This is a genomic window from Maribacter thermophilus (assembly GCF_001020565.1).
Classification (GTDB): Bacteria; Bacteroidota; Bacteroidia; order Flavobacteriales; family Flavobacteriaceae; genus Maribacter; species Maribacter thermophilus.
Genome location: NZ_LDAS01000001.1, coordinates 1024131 through 1041396, shown reverse-complemented (window position 1 = coordinate 1041396; position 17266 = coordinate 1024131). Strand labels below are relative to the sequence as shown.

The following is a 17266-nucleotide window of genomic DNA, read 5'->3' as shown; positions in this document are numbered from 1 at the left end:
ATACTGATTAAAAAGAAAGCGGAAAACGAACTATTGAATAATGGGGTTGGTTTAAGAAGCTTAATAAAAAGAAGAATATGGCAATTATTATTACCGATGAGTGTATAAATTGTGGGGCGTGTGAACCAGAATGTCCCAATACGGCTATTTATGAAGGTGCGGATGAATGGCGTTATTCGGACGGAACCTCTTTACAGGGCGACGTGGTATTACCGAACGGAAAAGCCGTAAATGCAGATGAAGTTCAAGATCCCATAAGTGATGAAGTCTATTACATAGCACCCGATAAGTGTACGGAATGTAAAGGGTTTCATGAAGAGCCCCAATGTGCGGCCGTATGCCCTGTTGACTGCTGTGTACCAGATGAGGACCATGTAGAGTCAGAAGAGACCTTATTGGCCAAACAGGCGTTTATGCACGGCGAAGAATAGAATAAAGATTTTATAGAAAAAACTGGGCCCTGTCAATATTTGTCGGGGTCTTTTTTTGTTATAGACTTTAAACACATGTATCATTGTTAATTAGGTATGTGTAATATTATTCTGTAATGTTGGCGCTCTTATAATTGTAGATATTATCTTTGCAGCCAAATTTGATAGGCTGGTTAACACTTTAGCCTTAAATCCATAACATAAAGAATGAAAGCAGGTATCGTAGGATTGCCAAATGTAGGTAAATCAACCCTTTTTAATTGTTTGTCCAATGCCAAGGCCCAGAGTGCAAACTTTCCATTTTGTACCATAGAACCTAATATCGGTGTAGTGAACGTACCCGACAATAGATTGGAAAAATTGGAAGAATTGGTAAATCCGGAAAGGGTGCTACCGGCAACTGTAGAGATTGTAGATATCGCAGGTCTCGTGAAGGGAGCTAGTAAAGGAGAAGGACTTGGAAATCAGTTTTTAGGCAATATTAGGGAAACCGATGCTATTTTGCATGTGTTAAGATGTTTCGACAATGATAATATTGTACATGTGGATGGTAGCGTAGACCCAATACGTGATAAGGAAACCATTGATATGGAGTTGCAGTTGAAAGATTTGGAGACCGTAGACAAAAAGTTGGATAAGGTAAAAAGAGCTGCCAAAACGGGTAATAAGGAAGCTCAGAAAGAAGAAGCGGTCTTAATGGCAATAAAAACAGGTCTGGAAGCAGGAACATCTGTAAGGGCTATTGATATATCTGAAGAGGACAGGCAAGAATTTGTAAGGCCATTACAGTTTATTACGGACAAGCCGGTCATGTATGTGTGTAATGTCGATGAAGAATCGGCTACATCTGGCAATGCGTATGTTGAAAAGGTGAAAGCCGCCGTAGCCAATGAAAATGCCGAAGTTATCTTTTTGGCAGTGGGTACCGAAGCCGATATTACAGAATTGGAGACCTATGAAGAAAGGCAAATGTTCTTAGAGGATTTAGGCCTGGAAGAACCAGGGTCCGCAAAATTGATTAGAGGTGCCTACAAATTATTGAATTTAGAGACTTATTTTACCGCCGGCGTCAAAGAAGTGAGGGCTTGGACCATTCCTGTAGGGGCCACGGCACCACAAGCGGCCGGAGTAATACACACCGATTTTGAAAAAGGATTTATTCGTGCAGAAGTCATCGGTTATGAGGATTTTGTGAATTATGGCAGTGAGGCCAAAGTTAAAGAAGCCGGTAAAATGAGGGTGGAAGGTAAAGAATACATTGTAAAAGATGGCGACATAATGCATTTCAGGTTTAACGTGTAAACCATAGAAAATATCAACAATAGATAATATTCTATTGTTAATTACTTTACGTGATAGGGGTTTTTTCTTTATGTTAGTCGTGCTATCTTTAGCAACACTTTCATAAATTTTAGTTAAATGTCCCAAGAATCTCAGTATACAGAAGATAACATACGCTCGCTTGATTGGAAAGAACATATCCGATTGCGTCCGGGTATGTATATTGGTAAGTTAGGTGACGGGTCGTCCGCAGATGATGGAATCTACATTCTTTTGAAGGAAGTCATCGATAACTGTATCGATGAGTTTGTAATGGGGGCCGGCAAGACCATTGAAATCAGTATAAAGGACAAAGTCGTAAAAGTACGCGACTATGGTCGGGGAATTCCACTTGGTAAAGTTGTGGACGTGGTCTCTAAAATGAATACCGGAGGTAAGTACGATAGTCGTGCGTTTAAAAAGTCCGTAGGTTTAAATGGAGTAGGTACAAAAGCGGTGAACGCCCTTTCTAGCTTTTTTGAAGTACAATCTTCAAGAGACAACCAAATAAAAACGGCTCAGTTTAGTTTTGGTAATCTTGAAAAGGAAGAGGGACCCGTAGAGACCTCAAAAAGAAAAGGAACCAAGGTAACTTTTATACCGGACGAAAGTATTTTTAAAAACTACAAATACCGTAATGAGTATGTGGAACGCATGCTCAAGAATTACGTTTACTTGAATCCTGGGCTTACCATTGTTTTCAACGGTGAAAAATTTCATTCGGAAAACGGATTAAAGGATTTGTTGGAAGACAATAACAATGTGGAAGATATGCTCTATCCTGTTATACATCTGAAGGGAGAGGATATTGAAGTTGCCATCACACATAGTAAAACTCAGTATAGCGAAGAATACCATTCTTTTGTGAATGGCCAGCATACAACACAAGGAGGAACCCACCAAGCGGCATTTAGAGAAGCGATCGTAAAGACCGTTCGTGATTTTTACGGTAAAAACTATGACGCTTCCGATATTAGAAAGTCTATTATATGTGCCATTTCCATCAAGGTAATGGAGCCCGTATTCGAAAGCCAGACCAAAACAAAATTAGGTTCAACCGATATGGGAGGAGATTTTCCCACGGTCAGAACCTACGTTAATGATTTTGTAGGTAAGTACCTGGACAACTACTTACATAAGAATCCCGAAACCGCCGATAAGCTTCAGCGCAAGATTATTATGGCGGAAAAAGAGCGAAAAGAACTGTCGGGTATTCGTAAACTGGCAAGAGACCGAGCAAAGAAAGCAAGTCTTCACAACAAGAAGTTGCGCGATTGCAGGGTTCATCTGGGCGATATGAAAAAAGATAATAGGTTAGACAGTACCCTATTTATAACAGAGGGGGATTCTGCGTCGGGATCTATTACAAAATCAAGGGATGTAAATACGCAAGCTGTTTTTAGTCTTAGGGGTAAGCCATTGAACTCTTACGGTATGTCAAAGAAGATCGTATACGAGAATGAGGAGTTCAATCTTTTGCAGGCAGCACTTAATATTGAAGAGTCCATGGAAGACCTAAGGTATAACAATATCGTAATCGCTACCGATGCAGATGTCGACGGTATGCATATTCGTTTGTTGTTGATTACCTTTTTTCTGCAGTTTTTTCCAGAATTGATAAAAGAGAATCACTTGTATATTCTCCAGACTCCTTTGTTTAGGGTGCGAAACAAAAAAGAAACTATTTATTGCTACAGCGACGAGGAAAGACAAATGGCAATAAAAAAACTATCAGGAAAACCAGAAATTACTAGATTTAAGGGGTTGGGCGAAATATCTCCGGACGAGTTCAAGTATTTTATTGGGGACGATATAAGGTTAGAGCCCGTAATGCTGGACAAGGCGATGTCCATAGAAGAGCTACTAAGTTTTTACATGGGTAAAAATACACCCGATCGTCAAGAGTTTATCATAGAAAACCTTAAAGTAGAAATTGACCTAATAGAGGAAAACCAAATATAAATCAAGTAAATAAGATTGTTTCTGAATGGAAGAAAATGAAGAGTTGAACGACGAACAGAACGAAAATCCATCTGCTGGTCAACAACCAACCAACGAAGATAAGTCCGAAGCTTTGACCAGGGTTACGGGTATGTATAAAGATTGGTTTCTTGACTATGCTTCCTATGTAATCTTAGAGCGCGCAGTACCGGCCATAGAAGATGGCTTTAAACCTGTACAGCGCAGAATAATGCATGCTTTAAAAGAGCTGGACGACGGCCGTTATAACAAAGTTGCGAATGTAGTCGGGCACACTATGCAATACCATCCCCATGGTGATGCAAGTATAGCGGACGCAATGGTGCAGATAGGCCAAAAAGATTTATTGATAGATACCCAAGGTAACTGGGGTAATATATTGACAGGGGACAGGGCCGCAGCATCAAGATATATTGAGGCCAGGCTTTCTAAATTTGCGTTAGAGGTAGTTTTTAGTCCTAAGATTACCGAATGGCAGATGTCTTATGACGGGCGTAAAAAAGAACCGGTGAACCTGCCCGTTAAATTCCCGTTGCTTTTGGCGCAAGGAGCCGAAGGTATAGCCGTGGGGCTTTCCACGAAAATTCTCCCTCACAATTTTTGTGAACTTATAGATGCCTCCATTAAGCACTTAAAAGGGCAAAGATTTAAATTGTATCCAGATTTTCCTACTGCCGGTATCATAGATATCAGCAATTACAACGATGGTTTAAGAGGAGGAAAGGTAAGGGTAAGAGCTAAAATATCTCAACTAGACAAAAACACACTGGTAATCAATGAGATACCATACGGTACTAACACTTCTTCTTTAATAGATTCTATTCTTAAAGCGAACGACAAAGGAAAGATCAAGATAAAGAAAATAGAAGATAATACGGCAGCCGAAGTTGAAATTTTGGTGCATTTACCGTCCGGAATTTCCCCAGACAAAACCATTGACGCCCTGTATGCCTTTACGGCTTGTGAATCTTCCATATCACCTCTAGGTTGTATTATTGAAGATAACAAGCCCTTGTTTATAGGTGTTACCGAGATGCTACAGCGTTCTACTGATGCCACGGTAGATTTGCTGAAACAAGAGTTGGAGATACAATTGGGGGAGTTGGAGGAGCAATGGCATTCCGCATCTCTGGAGCGTATTTTTATAGAGAATAGAATTTATCGTGATATTGAGGAAGAAGAGACATGGGACGGTGTAATATCCGCTATAGATAAAGGTTTAAAGCCACATACGAAACATTTAAGAAGAGCTGTTACAAACGAAGACATCGTTAAGCTTACGGAGATAAGGATTAAGAGAATCTCTAAATTCGACCTTGATAAAGCACAACAGCATCTAGATGCACTTGAGGAAAAGATCGCAGAGGTAAAGCATCATTTGGAGCATTTGGTCGATTTTGCCATCGACTATTTTAAAAACCTAAAGGAAAAGTACGGAAAAGGTAGGGAGAGAAAATCGGAAATACGTGTATTTGATGATATCGAAGCTACCAAAGTTGTTATAAGAAATACCAAGCTTTATGTAAATAGGGAAGAAGGTTTTGTAGGTACTTCGCTTAGAAGAGATGAATATGTTACCGATTGTAGCGATATAGACGATATTATAGTTTTTACCAAAGACGGTAAAATGCAGGTGACAAAGGTAGATGCCAAGACTTTCATAGGTAAAAACATTATTCATGTAGCGGTTTTTAAGAAAAAGGACAAAAGAACCACCTACAACCTTATCTACAAAAGCGGAAAAGGAGGCCCTACTTATATAAAACGTTTTAACGTAACCTCGGTCACTAGGGACAAACCCTATGATTTAACGGCAGGAGCACCCAATTCTCAGGTATTGTATTTTTCCGCAAACCCTAATGGAGAGGCAGAGGTGGTGACCGTGAACCTTAGACAGGTAGGTAGTATAAAAAAATTAAAATGGGATGTAGATTTCGCCGATGTGCTTATCAAAGGACGAGGATCCAAAGGTAACATAGTCACAAAATACTCGGTAAAACGTATTGATCTAAAAGAAAAAGGCGTATCTACCTTAAAGCCAAGAAAAATCTGGTTCGACGACGTGGTTCGTAGATTAAACGTTGATGGTAGAGGTGAACTCATCGGAGAGTTTAAAGGGGAGGACCTTTTATTGGTGATCACGCAAAAAGGTCTTGTAAAAACCATTTCACCCGACTTAACTACACATTTTGATGAAGATATGATCGTTTTAGAGAAATGGAATCCTAAAAAGCCTATTTCAGCCATTTATTGGGAAGGGGAAAAAGAACGTTATTACGTTAAGCGCTTTTTGGTGGAAAACGAGAACAAGGAAGAACTGTTCATATCTGAACATCCTAAGTCGTATTTAGAAATTATTTCTACCGACTGGAGACCAGTGGTCGAAATTGAATTTCCAAAACCAAGAGGTAAACAAGCAAAAGACAATTTAAATGTTGAAATTGAAGATTTTATAGCGATTAAGGGAATTAAAGCTTTAGGTAATCAGTTGATTGCCGAAAAGGTTAAAAACATCAACTTATTGGATCCCTTGCCCTACGAAGAAGAGGCTCCAGAGCAAACAGAAAATATAGAAGTGGTTGATGAGGAAAATATTTCCGATACAGAAAATAAAACAAATATGTCAGATACTCCCCAAAAAATAAATGGGGACGAAGAAGATGATGACGAGGGTCAAATTACGCTATTTTAAGGTTTGTCGTTTTTGAAAAGAAAAAAATATGGAACTCAAAAAAGAAGGTTGCATAAATATGATCCATAGATGAATTCTTTGGTTTCAAAGGGGTGTTGTTCTGATTGGTAGAATATCTTTTTGAAGAAATGAATAAATCTATAGCTTTACAGGGCTTATAATTCTATAAAGACTAATTATCATAGAAATCTTACATTGGAATCTTTTATAACTATCTTTATCGAAATTTAATTTTTTAAATGGATTTAACAAACCCTTTTATTTACGGTATTCCCTGCTTCATAGCTTTTATTTTGTTAGAAATTACTTATAGCCATACACATGGTGACGAAGATCTTTATGTATGGAAAGATTTTTTGGCCAGTGGGGTTATGGGGATTGGATCTGCCATTCTAGGGCCACTGATCAAAGTTACGGTTCTTATCGTAGTGTTTAATTTTACATATGATTTGTTTAATCCGCTGGTAGATGGTGTAAGAACCAATATAATGGGATATAAATCTTTTGGTTATGAATGGTATATATTTTTATTGTGCCAATTGGCCGATGATTTTACCTACTATTGGTTTCATAGGGCCAACCATGAGATTCGAATATTGTGGGCGGCGCATATAGTCCACCATTCTTCAGATCATTTTAATTTAGGTACCGCCATTAGAAATGGATGGTTTACCTTATTGTACAAACCATTCTTTTATATGTGGATGCCCGCTATCGGATTTCCTGTAGAAGTGGTCATATTCTGTTTGGCTATCGAGTCTTTTTGGCAATTTCAATTACACAGTCAATATGTACCAAAAATGGGGTGGATAGAAAAAATATTCAATACACATACCATGCATCAGGTGCACCATGCGCAGAATGTCGAATATTTAGACAAAAACCATGGTGGATTTTTAAATATTTTCGACAAAATGTTTGGCACCTGGAAAGAGCTGGATGACGATGTAGAGGTTAAATTTGGGGTTATTCACGCACCTGAGTCGTACAACCCAATTGTTATTTTAACCCACGAATTCAAGGACATTTGGGCAGATGTAAAGAAAGTAGATAAGCTTTCTCACAAACTGATGTATATTTTTGGACCTCCGGGATGGAGTCATGATGGTAGCACAATGACCGTAAAACAACAACAACGGTTGTTTGAAAAACAAAAGAGCGCCAACCCGGAGGTGGCCTTTAACAGGCCAAATTAATCCAAATTACATTTCCCACCCCTTTCTATATTCGCGGCCAACAAATTGATTTGCTTCCTCTAGGTTGGTGATTCTCATGTTTTCGCCATCCCATAGTAGTTTTTTGCGCGCATAGAAATCCATTTGACCTTGCTCGTTTTTCTTTTGCAACATATAGCTCCTAATTGCCAAGTTGCCCATTAGAACAGTCTCCGTCATTGGTCCGGCATAATCGAAGGAAGAAGTTAGTCCTAAATGTTCTTCGCTTCCAAAACCTGCTTTACAGGCATCTACCCATTTACGTTGGTGCCCATATTCAGGCTCTGGGTTTTCTTCGATTTCAGGACCGAATTCAGTAGTGCCGTCATTCAGATATAATTTGGGCATCAATGGAGAGCTGTCGTTTATATTGGTAGAGATAATGCCTTTTTCCCCAATGATCAAAACACCGTTAGCGCTATTTTTTCCGCCAATGTCATCATTTGCCGGAATTATGTCTGGGTGGGCCGGTCTTATGCCTCCGTCACTCCAGGTCATTTCGATGGGCGATTTGGATTTTTCGGTCTCATCAAATTTTAAGGTAATAAAAGAGGAGGGAGGACAGCCTTCCGGGTAATAATCTGGGGTCCACATTTTTGTATAAACAGATCCGACACTACATTCTGCAGCGGTAGGATACTTTAAGTTCAATGTTCTAAAAGGGATGTCCACTAAATGGCATCCTACATCCCCTAGGGCGCCGGTTCCAAAGTCCCACCAGCCCCTCCAGTTAAATGGATGTAAATTAGGTGTGTAAGGTCTGTCCGTGGCCGGCCCTAGCCATAAATCCCAATTAAAGTCCTTGGGTTTTAGGCTATCATCGGGTTTTGGCATTTGAATACCTTGGGGCCAAACAGGTCTGTTGGTCCAAATTTGTACTTTCGAAATAGGGCCTATGGCATCTTCATCGATCCATTTTTGAACCATTCCTAAAAGAGGGTTAGAGCCTCCTTGATTTCCCATTTGACTTACGATCTTATGGGTTCTGGCCATTTCTGTTAGTTTTCTGGCTTCACGAATGTTATGGGTCATTGGTTTTTGCACATAAACATGAATGCCTCTTTCCATGGCATATTTGGCTGCAGGGCCATGTACGTGGTCTGGGGTAGAAATGGTAACGGCATCAATGTTCTTTTTCTTGTCCAGCATTACCCTGAAATCATCGAAGAGTTTTGCTTTAGGGAAAGCTTCAACAGCTTTAGAGGCAGACCCAGAAAAATCTACATCACAGAGAGCTACGACGCGCTCCCTTCCATTTACAGAGGCATTGGTAATGTCGCTAAAACCTTTGCCTCCCGCACCTATTGCTGCTATATGTAAGCGATCGCTGGGGGAAACGAAGCCTTGACCGCCCAACACGTGTCTTGGTACAATAAAAATGGACGATGCAATAGCCCCTTTCTTTACAAAAGACCTACGGCTAATCGTTTTCTGGTTTTTTTTGTGATTTTTCATTTTAATGTGTAGTTGTTATTTATTATGATTTTAGAGGTTTGTTTGTTTTCTTTTGAAGATAAGAATTTATTGTAGTTAAAAAAGACCGCAAACTATGGCATGTGTATAAATTCTATTAAAATTCAAGAATTTTCATTCCATCGCAAGGTGTTAATTAAGAATAGTGCAAAGAGTACCTCGCAAAAAGATTCGAAGGAAAATTTAAATTGATGATATTTTTGGTCTAATGGACGGTCTTGACGCTAGGGCGCTTGTAAACCTTGAAATCTATGAAGTGTGGTTTTAAAAGATGTTACAAATAGGTTATTCAGCTTTATAAGCGGTTCCTGTTTTTACTATTTGCGGACGATTGGGGTCTTTTATCGCGGTTTTATATTCAAAAGTATAAGAGCTGTCCGTAGTGCTAATTATTTTGTAGTGGATGCCTACTTTACTTTTTAAATCTTGTAGTACAAACTCACAATCGTTGATCCATCTAACGGTAGAGCTGTCTATTTGACCATCGAAATAGTCTACACTATATTCTTCACCTCTAATGAACTTTGCCGTTTTTTCGGTGTCGTCAATCTTGTATTTAAAAATAAACTCTCCTGTTCTGTAATCGCTACAGTTTCTCTCTGGTTCGTAACAAGAGATTAGCAGGGATAATAAAAAACCGGTAAAAACTATCCTTTTAAACATGATTGCAAATTAATCAAAAAAGAGGTGATCTTTAAAAAAAAGAAACCAAATTAAGTTGAAATGTCAAGAGGGATTTTGGTGGTATTCTTCAAAAGTGCCGTCACTGTACAATACGATGACTTTTTGAGAATGTTTGTTATGGGTTGTCTTTTTAATTTTTGTTTCAATGGATGGTTTCTTTTGGTCGGGTAGGGTAGTTTCCTTGTAGGGAAATGTTCCTTTTCCGTACAATAACCAATATAGATTTACTTCCGAAAAAGCTTCGACCACCTTCATGACAAATTCTAAACTAGGTTTATTTCTGCCTTTAAGTAAGTGGGAGATACTTGAGCGGGGAACATCTATTTTATCAGCAAATGACGATGCGGACAGCTCATAATAATCGAGTATCCGTTCTATCCGTTTAACAATGTTTTCCAGTTCTACCATCGTATACAAAGTTAAACAAACATATGTCAATAATTCAAAAAAAAGAGTTTATAACTAATCATTATATTAAATCAATATTTTAAATAATTAGTTTTAAAATGTTGATTATAAATTATTTAACTATGTAATATTTATAATTGTAAATTATTGTATAACATCGTAGACCTAATTTAACTCAATTGTTTACAATTGTAACATTATAACATAGTATTTTTGCGGTTCTTATAAATTAACAATGTTAGATCACTCACAATATTCGCAGGTAAAAGTCCAAGATGTAGTTGGGCGTTATGTGACCAATTCGCACATAAATGATTTTTTAAATGAATTGGATAATTCTTTTGGTTTACAGACTATAGGTTCATCTGAAAATGGCTTGCCCATTTATGGATTGACTGTTGGTAGTGGTAAAAAGAAAATATTTATGTGGTCACAAATGCACGGCAACGAATCTACCACTACAAAAGCAGTTTTGGATTTGCTTAATTTCTTTCGAATGGGTTCTGATGAGGCCAAGACCATTTTGAACGAATGTACCTTACAGATTATACCTATTTTAAATCCTGATGGAGCACAGGCCTATACTAGGTTTAATGCGAATGGGGTAGATTTAAATAGGGATGCCCAAAAACGAACTCAAAAAGAAAGTTTGGTTCTCAGAAAGACATTTAAGGATTTTAGACCAAATTTTTGTTTTAATCTACATGATCAAAGAACCATCTTTAATGTTGGTAAAAATGATAAACCTGCCACCGTGGCTTTTTTGGCGCCGGCTTTTGATTACGATAGAAACAATTCTCCTTCACGTAAAAAAAGTATGCAGGTAATCGCAGCCATGAACAATGCCTTACAGCGTATTATTCCTGGACAAGTTGCGAGGTTTGATGACTCTTTTAACCCTAATTGTATTGGTGATGCCTTTCAAATGGAAAAAACGCCCACTATACTTTTTGAGGCCGGACATTATCAAGAAGATTATGAAAGGGAAAAAACTCGGGAGTTTATCTATTATGCACTCCGAACGGCGATTAAAACAATACAGGAAGATAGCTTATCAGATTATAAAGTGGAAGATTACATCGCAATACCAGAAAACAAAAAGCTATATTTTGATATTGTATTATTGAATGCTTCTGTAATTGACAAAACATTGAATAAAGATGAGTGTATAGGAGTACTATATAAGGAAGTGTTACGCGACAATAAAATTGTATTTGAGCCTAAAATTGAGAAAAAAGGTTTTAAACCTAATAGTTTTTTTGGACATAAAATGGTAGATTGCTTGGTAAGTGAAGATTTAAATTGGTTGGAAACCACTAAAATTATCGACTTGGTTTCCTGAAAACTACCGTAGATATGCATTAAAGGCTTGTATTATCTATACAATAAATCAAGTTTTATTATTATTCTTTTTAATATTTTTTATTTTTGCACAAAATTAATCAAGCATGGGAAAAGTTAAATTAGACGAAATTGACCACCAGATTCTGGATATGTTAATTGATAATACCAGAACTCCTTTTACAGATATTGCAAAAAAACTTTTAATTTCAGCAGGAACAGTCCATGTTAGGGTTAAAAAGATGGAAGAGGCGGGCATCATTAAAGGTTCGTCACTTACTTTAGATTACGTAAAGCTAGGATATGCTTTTATCGCTTACGTTGGTATTTTCCTAGAAAAAACACATCAGACAAAATTTGTTTTGGAGAGGTTAAATCAAATTCCTAACGTTACTATTGCGCATATTACTACGGGAAAATTCAATATTTTCTGTAAAATACGAGCAAAGGATACCACGCATGCAAAAAATATCATTTTTAAAATAGATGATATCGATGGTATTAGTAGAACGGAGACGATGATATCTTTAGAAGAAAGTTTTAATGACAAAAAGCGATTGATGCATACAATTTTTAACGAATTGTAATCAAATGAAAAGCTTATATGAAAGCCCGGTCATTTTATGATTGGGCTTTTTTTATTGAAAAAAAATGAAATCACGGTTATGAAAAAATCAGAATTGCAAAACTTAGGGACTACCTATTTTTATGAAACCTACCTAAATGCCCTAGAAGATGTAAATCTAATGGATGCCCTTTATGACGGCAGAGAGCGGTTCATAGAATTAATAAACAAATTACCTTCAGAAAAACTTGGATTCGCCTATGCGGACCAGAAATGGACCGTTGCTGAAGTTTTATTGCATATTATGGATACGGAACGTATTTTTCAATACCGTGCATTCAGGTTTTCTAGAAATGACAAGACGGTATTACCAGGCTTTGACCAAGATACCTATATTATAGAAAGTGATAGCCTAACAAGAAAAAAAGAAGATATCCTTGCCGAATATCTGGCCGTTAGAAACTCGACTATTTTCCTTTTTAAGAATATGACAAACGAACAATTGAAAAGGGTAGGTACCGCTAGTGATTTGCCATGGAGCGTTGCAACCATAGGGTTTGTTATTAGTGGGCACCAAAAACACCACGTAAATATTCTTAAAGAAAGATATCTGTAGATAAAAGGGTGGTTTTGTTAAAACTCGTCGTCAGTGATTTTAAAATCACTTTCCATTTCATATCCTATTCGGCCGTTTACCATAATATCTTTGGGAGATTTTGATTCTAACTCTTTTTCAATATTCTCCTCGAAATTGGCAATGAAATTAGAAAGGCTTTTGCTTATTTTAACTAAATAAAGCGTGTCTTCCGTTCTTAGTTCTACTGCCTCGACAATGTTTCCGTTTATATCCTTAAAGGTTATAACATCTTCGTCGCCATAGCCATGTGGGTAACTTTCAATTAATAAAGAAGCAAGTGTACGGTCTAATTTTTTGTAGTCTATTAGTCGTCTGGTCATAACTGATAAAGGTTAATTATTTGGTTTTTAATTACTTGTACCTAAACTAGTTATTTTATTTAAAGACGATGGCAAAGAGTTGTGAAACCCTTCATTTTAGTATGTAAAGTTTTTATTCCATGTAGTAAGCAAAAGCCTCTTTGTACAAATCAGGTTCTATTTGAACATCGGTTTGTGTTTCCCCTATCGTCTTGAGCAACACAAAATTTATATTCCCATGCGAATTTTTCTTGTCATACTTTAAAAGAGACACGATTTTTTCAATATCATCGGGGGTAAAAGATATCTTATCATAATATTTTAAAAACGTCTCTTTTATATCCTTTAGCTCTTCTGTAGATAGTCCTGTTAATTTATTGGATAAGTACCCTTCTAGAATCATACCAACGGCAATGGCTTCTCCATGAAGAAGGGTTTTCTTGTCCTCGTTTTCTAAAAAATAAGATTCGATCGCATGGCCCAATGTATGGCCGTAGTTTAATATTTTTCTAATATTCTGTTCGGTAGGGTCTTGCAATACGACATGGTTCTTTGTTTCTACCGATGTGTATATGTGCTCTTTTAATTCGGCAAAGTTTTCTGTTTGTTTCAATGCCTGCCAATAGTTGCTGTCTTTGATCAAACCATGCTTCAACATTTCGGCAAACCCACTTCTAATTTGCCTTTCTTCCAGAGTTTCTAAAAAACGGGTTACTATTAGTACCATTTGTGGCTGGTTAATAACACCTATTTGATTTTTAAGATTACCTAGATCCACCCCGGTTTTACCACCTACAGAAGCATCTACCATAGATAATAGGGTAGTAGGCACATTTACAAAATCAATACCTCTTTTAAACGTAGAAGCTACAAAACCGCCTAAATCGGTTAAAACCCCGCCCCCTAAGTTGATCATTAAACTTTTTCGGTCGGCACCGAGTTCAGATAAAGCTTCCCAGACCCCGACACAAGTATCTATGGTCTTATTTTCTTCACCCGATGCTATTTCTATAATTTCAAAATGATAATCACCATAAATCTCAGCCATAAATTGAGGAAGGCACAGTTCATGGGTGTTTTCGTCCACTAGAATAAAAATGGTAGAATACCCCTTTGTTTTTAAATGAGTGTTTAGCTCTTGGTAAGATGTTTCGTTAAAATGTACCGCATAAGATTCAGAAACTATAGACTGCATTGATGTTCGATTTTATATTCCCGGTTAAATAAATTTCAAAGCACAAAATAAAGGTTATTTTAATCAATAAGAATAGAAATTCTGTGTTTATATTTGGCCGGTAAAAAATGTTGTAAAAATGGAGGGTATTTTCGAGAATACTGAAACAGCTTTTTCCTTGAAGACGGATTCTGAGTTAGAAAGGGCTTATTTTTTGTTCAAAATGATAGCCAACGAGCCTTTGGTTAAAATTGGTACGGCCATGACGAATTTTGCCCTAAAGGCCCATCTTCCTGTTGATGGGTTAATTAGAGCTACGGTATTCGATCACTTTTGTGGCGGGGTCAATGAAGAGGACTGTTTGTCGGTGGTGGATAAAATGTACCAAAAACGTGTGTGTTCCGTATTGGACTATTCGGTGGAAGGAAAGGACGAAGAGGACCCCTTGGACAATGCTACCGAAATAATTTTAAAGATTCTTGATTTTGTCAAGGAGAAAGAAGCTATTCCCTTTGCTGTTTTTAAACCTACTGGGTTTGGTAGATTTGCGCTATTTCAAAAAATAGGGGAGGGTAAAAAACTTACCGGAAAAGAAGAGGCCGAATGGCATAGAGTTGTAGATAGATACAATAAAGTATGTAAAAAAGCTCATGATTTAGACGTGGCCCTTTTAATAGATGGGGAAGAAAGCTGGATGCAAGATGCCGCAGATGACCTGGCCGAACAAATGATGCGCAAGTATAACAAGAGTAAGCCAGTGGTGTTCAATACCCTGCAGACTTATAGGTGGGACCGATTGGACTATTTAAAAAAGTTGCAAGAACGGGCCATAAGCCAAGGTTTTAAGATCGGGGTAAAAGTAGTGCGAGGAGCCTATATGGAAAAAGAAAACGAACGTGCCAAAGAAAAAGGTTATCCCTCTCCAATATGCGCATCTAAAGTAGCTACCGATGAAAATTTTGATGCTACGGTTAGTTATATTATAGACAACTTAGAACATATTTCTATTTTTTCTGGTACACATAACGAAATAAGCTGTTACAAATTAATGGATTTGATGGCAGAACGTGGAATCGAAAAAGATGATGAACGTATTTGGTTTGGTCAATTATATGGAATGAGCGATCATATATCTTTTAACTTGGCCGCCAATGGATATAATGTTGCTAAATATTTGCCTTTTGGACCTGTAAGGGATGTAATGCCATATCTTATACGCAGGGCAGAAGAGAATACCTCTGTTGCCGGACAAACCAGTAGAGAGTTGTCTCTTTTGAAAAAAGAAAGGAAAAGAAGAAAGATTTAAGGGAAGAACGTAAAAACGAAAGAGGTTGTCTTATTGTTTGGGCGTAATACTTTCGACCATAGCTTTGTTGCTACAGTTCTTTACTACCACCCGAACCTCTTTCTCTTTTATAGGCCCTTCTATTATATAGGTCTTACAGGGCACAGACTTTGTATCGCTTTTGCTAAAATCTACATCTCCTTCATTAAGCAAATAGCTAATATCTAAAGAATCTATCTCTTTGTTCGCTAATTGTTTGCTAACATTATCGGAATAATATAGTGGTTTAGACCGTATATCCTTCAGTGTTCTACAATTAGGCAAATAACAGAAAGAAACACCGGTTTCCTCCGATTTCTTTTTTAAGAACATGGAAAGAAATACGAGTCCTACGGACAAACCGAATAAATAAAAACCCAAACGTTTTAAAAATGCCATAATTATCACAAATAATCCCGCAAAATTATAGCTTTAAAACTGATATAGGAAGTTTGGGACCAAAAATCTAAAAAATCAAAAAGTTGATATCGCTGTATTGCAGATCATACCATTCCCCAACGAACTTGTTGGTTAAAATGCCGTGATACATGTACAGTCCGCTTCTTAGGCCTTTATCGAATCTAAGTGAGTTTTCTAAACCTCCATCCTCCCCAATTTTCAACAAATAGGGTGTAAAAATATTACTAATGGAAACCGAAGCGGTTTTAGGATACCTTGACGGAATATTAGGAACACCATAATGTATAACGCCGTATTTTTCTATTATAGGTTTGTGATGATTGGTGACCTCGCTCGTCTCAAAACAGCCGCCCGTGTCTATACTTACATCTATAATAACAGCTCCTTTCTTCATGTGTTCTACCATGGTACTGGTAACTATTACAGGGGCTCTGTCTTCACCTCTGATCGCGCCTATGGCAACATCACATCTTTTTAGGGCCTTAAGTAAGTTTTTTGGCTGAATAGTAGAGGTGTAGATCGTTTGTTTAAGATTGGTCTGTATGTTTCTTAGTTTGGTGATAGAGTTGTCAAAGACCTTGATATTGGCGCCTAGACCAATTGCAGACCGTGCTGCATATTCCCCAACGGTTCCGGCACCGATTATAACAACCTCTACAGGAGGCACTCCACTTATATTGCCGAACATGAGTCCGTTTCCCTTATTTGTGGCCGCCATTAACTCCGATGCTATTAAAACCGATGATATACCTGCTATTTCACTAAGTGATCTTACGGCCGGATATTTTCCATCTTCGTCCCTTATATATTCGAAAGCAATGGCTGTTATTCTTTTTTTGGCCAATTTCTCAAAATAAGATTTATCCTGTGTTTTTATCTGTAGGGCAGAAATAATCGTTGTTTGTGGATTGATCATGTCTATCTCTGCAAGGGTAGGGGGTTCAACCTTTAAGAGTAGTGGACACGAAAATACTTTTTTAGTGTCTCTGGTAATCTCTGCCCCGGCGGCAACATAATCGGAATCTAAAAAATGTGCGCCTTCACCGGCACCTGATTCTATTAACACCCGATGACCGTTGGCCGTAATCGCGTTTACCGCATCTGGAGTTAGGCAAATTCGCTTTTCCTGATATTGGTTTTCTTTTGGAAGCCCAATGTAAAGCTCCCCTTTTTGCTTTAGAATCTCAAGTGTTTCTTCTTGCGGTATTAACTGTAGCTTACTAAAGGGAGAAGATGGTTCGTTCATTATCGACACTATATAAATAAGGACTTATCGATCCTAATCTCAAATGTACAATTTTTAG

Annotated in this window: 16 protein-coding genes; 9 read left to right on the top strand and 7 right to left on the bottom strand. The window is 37.6% G+C overall.

What is annotated here, in order from left to right; all coding sequences use genetic code 11:
- The first annotated feature begins 77 nt into the window (after positions 1-77).
- From AB657_RS04590 to AB657_RS04570, 5 genes are all read left to right on the top strand, one after another.
- Positions 78-431, top strand: coding sequence for a 4Fe-4S dicluster domain-containing protein (locus tag AB657_RS04590; protein ID WP_047245416.1), 354 nt, complete (start codon positions 78-80; stop codon positions 429-431).
- A gap of 207 nt (positions 432-638) precedes the next feature.
- Positions 639-1733 carry a redox-regulated ATPase YchF gene (gene ychF, locus AB657_RS04585; protein WP_047245415.1) on the top strand — a complete coding sequence of 365 codons (1095 nt, stop codon included), beginning with the start codon at positions 639-641 and terminating at the stop codon, positions 1731-1733.
- Between the two features lie 117 nt (positions 1734-1850).
- Entirely contained in the window at positions 1851-3713 is a 1863-nt protein-coding gene (locus AB657_RS04580) for a DNA topoisomerase IV subunit B (protein ID WP_047245414.1), read from the top strand.
- A 25-nt stretch (positions 3714-3738) separates the two neighbouring features.
- Entirely contained in the window at positions 3739-6423 is a 2685-nt protein-coding gene (locus tag AB657_RS04575) for a DNA gyrase/topoisomerase IV subunit A (RefSeq protein ID WP_047245413.1), read from the top strand.
- A 239-nt stretch (positions 6424-6662) separates the two neighbouring features.
- Positions 6663-7619, top strand: a complete 957-nt coding sequence (locus AB657_RS04570) for a sterol desaturase family protein (RefSeq protein ID WP_047245412.1) — start codon at positions 6663-6665, stop codon at positions 7617-7619.
- Between the two features lie 6 nt (positions 7620-7625).
- Here AB657_RS04570 and AB657_RS04565 read toward each other — a convergent pair whose 3' ends face one another.
- The 3 genes from AB657_RS04565 to AB657_RS04555 form a co-directional block, all read right to left on the bottom strand.
- Entirely contained in the window at positions 7626-9092 is a 1467-nt protein-coding gene (locus AB657_RS04565; protein ID WP_047245411.1) for a Gfo/Idh/MocA family protein, read from the bottom strand.
- Positions 9093-9395: 303 nt separating this feature from the next.
- Positions 9396-9773 carry a hypothetical protein gene (locus AB657_RS04560; RefSeq protein ID WP_047245410.1) on the bottom strand — a complete coding sequence of 126 codons (378 nt, stop codon included), beginning with the start codon at positions 9771-9773 and terminating at the stop codon, positions 9396-9398.
- 63 nt (positions 9774-9836) lie between these two features.
- Positions 9837-10202, bottom strand: a complete 366-nt coding sequence (locus tag AB657_RS04555; protein WP_047245409.1) for a helix-turn-helix domain-containing protein — start codon at positions 10200-10202, stop codon at positions 9837-9839.
- 235 nt (positions 10203-10437) lie between these two features.
- Here AB657_RS04555 and AB657_RS04550 point away from each other — a divergent pair, with 235 nt between their 5' ends.
- The 3 genes from AB657_RS04550 to AB657_RS04540 all read left to right on the top strand — a co-directional run bounded on the left by AB657_RS04550 (position 10438) and on the right by AB657_RS04540 (position 12724).
- Positions 10438-11544 carry a M14 family metallopeptidase gene (locus AB657_RS04550; protein WP_047245408.1) on the top strand — a complete coding sequence of 369 codons (1107 nt, stop codon included), beginning with the start codon at positions 10438-10440 and terminating at the stop codon, positions 11542-11544.
- Between the two features lie 106 nt (positions 11545-11650).
- Complete coding sequence (locus AB657_RS04545) at positions 11651-12130, top strand: Lrp/AsnC family transcriptional regulator (RefSeq protein ID WP_027066901.1); 480 nt, start codon at positions 11651-11653, stop codon at positions 12128-12130.
- Positions 12131-12208: 78 nt separating this feature from the next.
- A complete protein-coding gene (locus tag AB657_RS04540) occupies positions 12209-12724 on the top strand; it encodes a DinB family protein (RefSeq protein WP_047247806.1) in 516 nt (171 codons plus the stop codon).
- 17 nt (positions 12725-12741) lie between these two features.
- On the opposite strand, the gene AB657_RS04535 is transcribed toward AB657_RS04540, so the two are convergent.
- The gene (locus AB657_RS04535; RefSeq protein ID WP_047245407.1) at positions 12742-13065 is read right to left on the bottom strand and encodes a hypothetical protein; all 324 of its coding nucleotides are present in this window, start codon (positions 13063-13065) and stop codon (positions 12742-12744) included.
- Positions 13066-13177: 112 nt separating this feature from the next.
- Positions 13178-14239 (bottom strand): 3-dehydroquinate synthase, encoded by a 1062-nt coding sequence (gene aroB, locus AB657_RS04530; RefSeq protein WP_047245406.1) that lies wholly within the window; start codon positions 14237-14239, stop codon positions 13178-13180.
- A gap of 118 nt (positions 14240-14357) precedes the next feature.
- Between aroB and AB657_RS04525 the strand changes: the two genes are divergently transcribed.
- A complete protein-coding gene (locus tag AB657_RS04525; protein ID WP_047245405.1) occupies positions 14358-15524 on the top strand; it encodes a proline dehydrogenase family protein in 1167 nt (388 codons plus the stop codon).
- A gap of 30 nt (positions 15525-15554) precedes the next feature.
- On the opposite strand, the gene AB657_RS04520 is transcribed toward AB657_RS04525, so the two are convergent.
- The gene (locus tag AB657_RS04520) at positions 15555-15941 is read right to left on the bottom strand and encodes a DUF4258 domain-containing protein (protein ID WP_047245404.1); all 387 of its coding nucleotides are present in this window, start codon (positions 15939-15941) and stop codon (positions 15555-15557) included.
- A gap of 67 nt (positions 15942-16008) precedes the next feature.
- On the bottom strand, positions 16009-17208 hold the full coding sequence (locus AB657_RS04515) for an alanine dehydrogenase (protein WP_047245403.1): 1200 nt from the start codon (positions 17206-17208) through the stop codon (positions 16009-16011).
- Between the last annotated feature and the right edge of the window lie 58 nt (positions 17209-17266).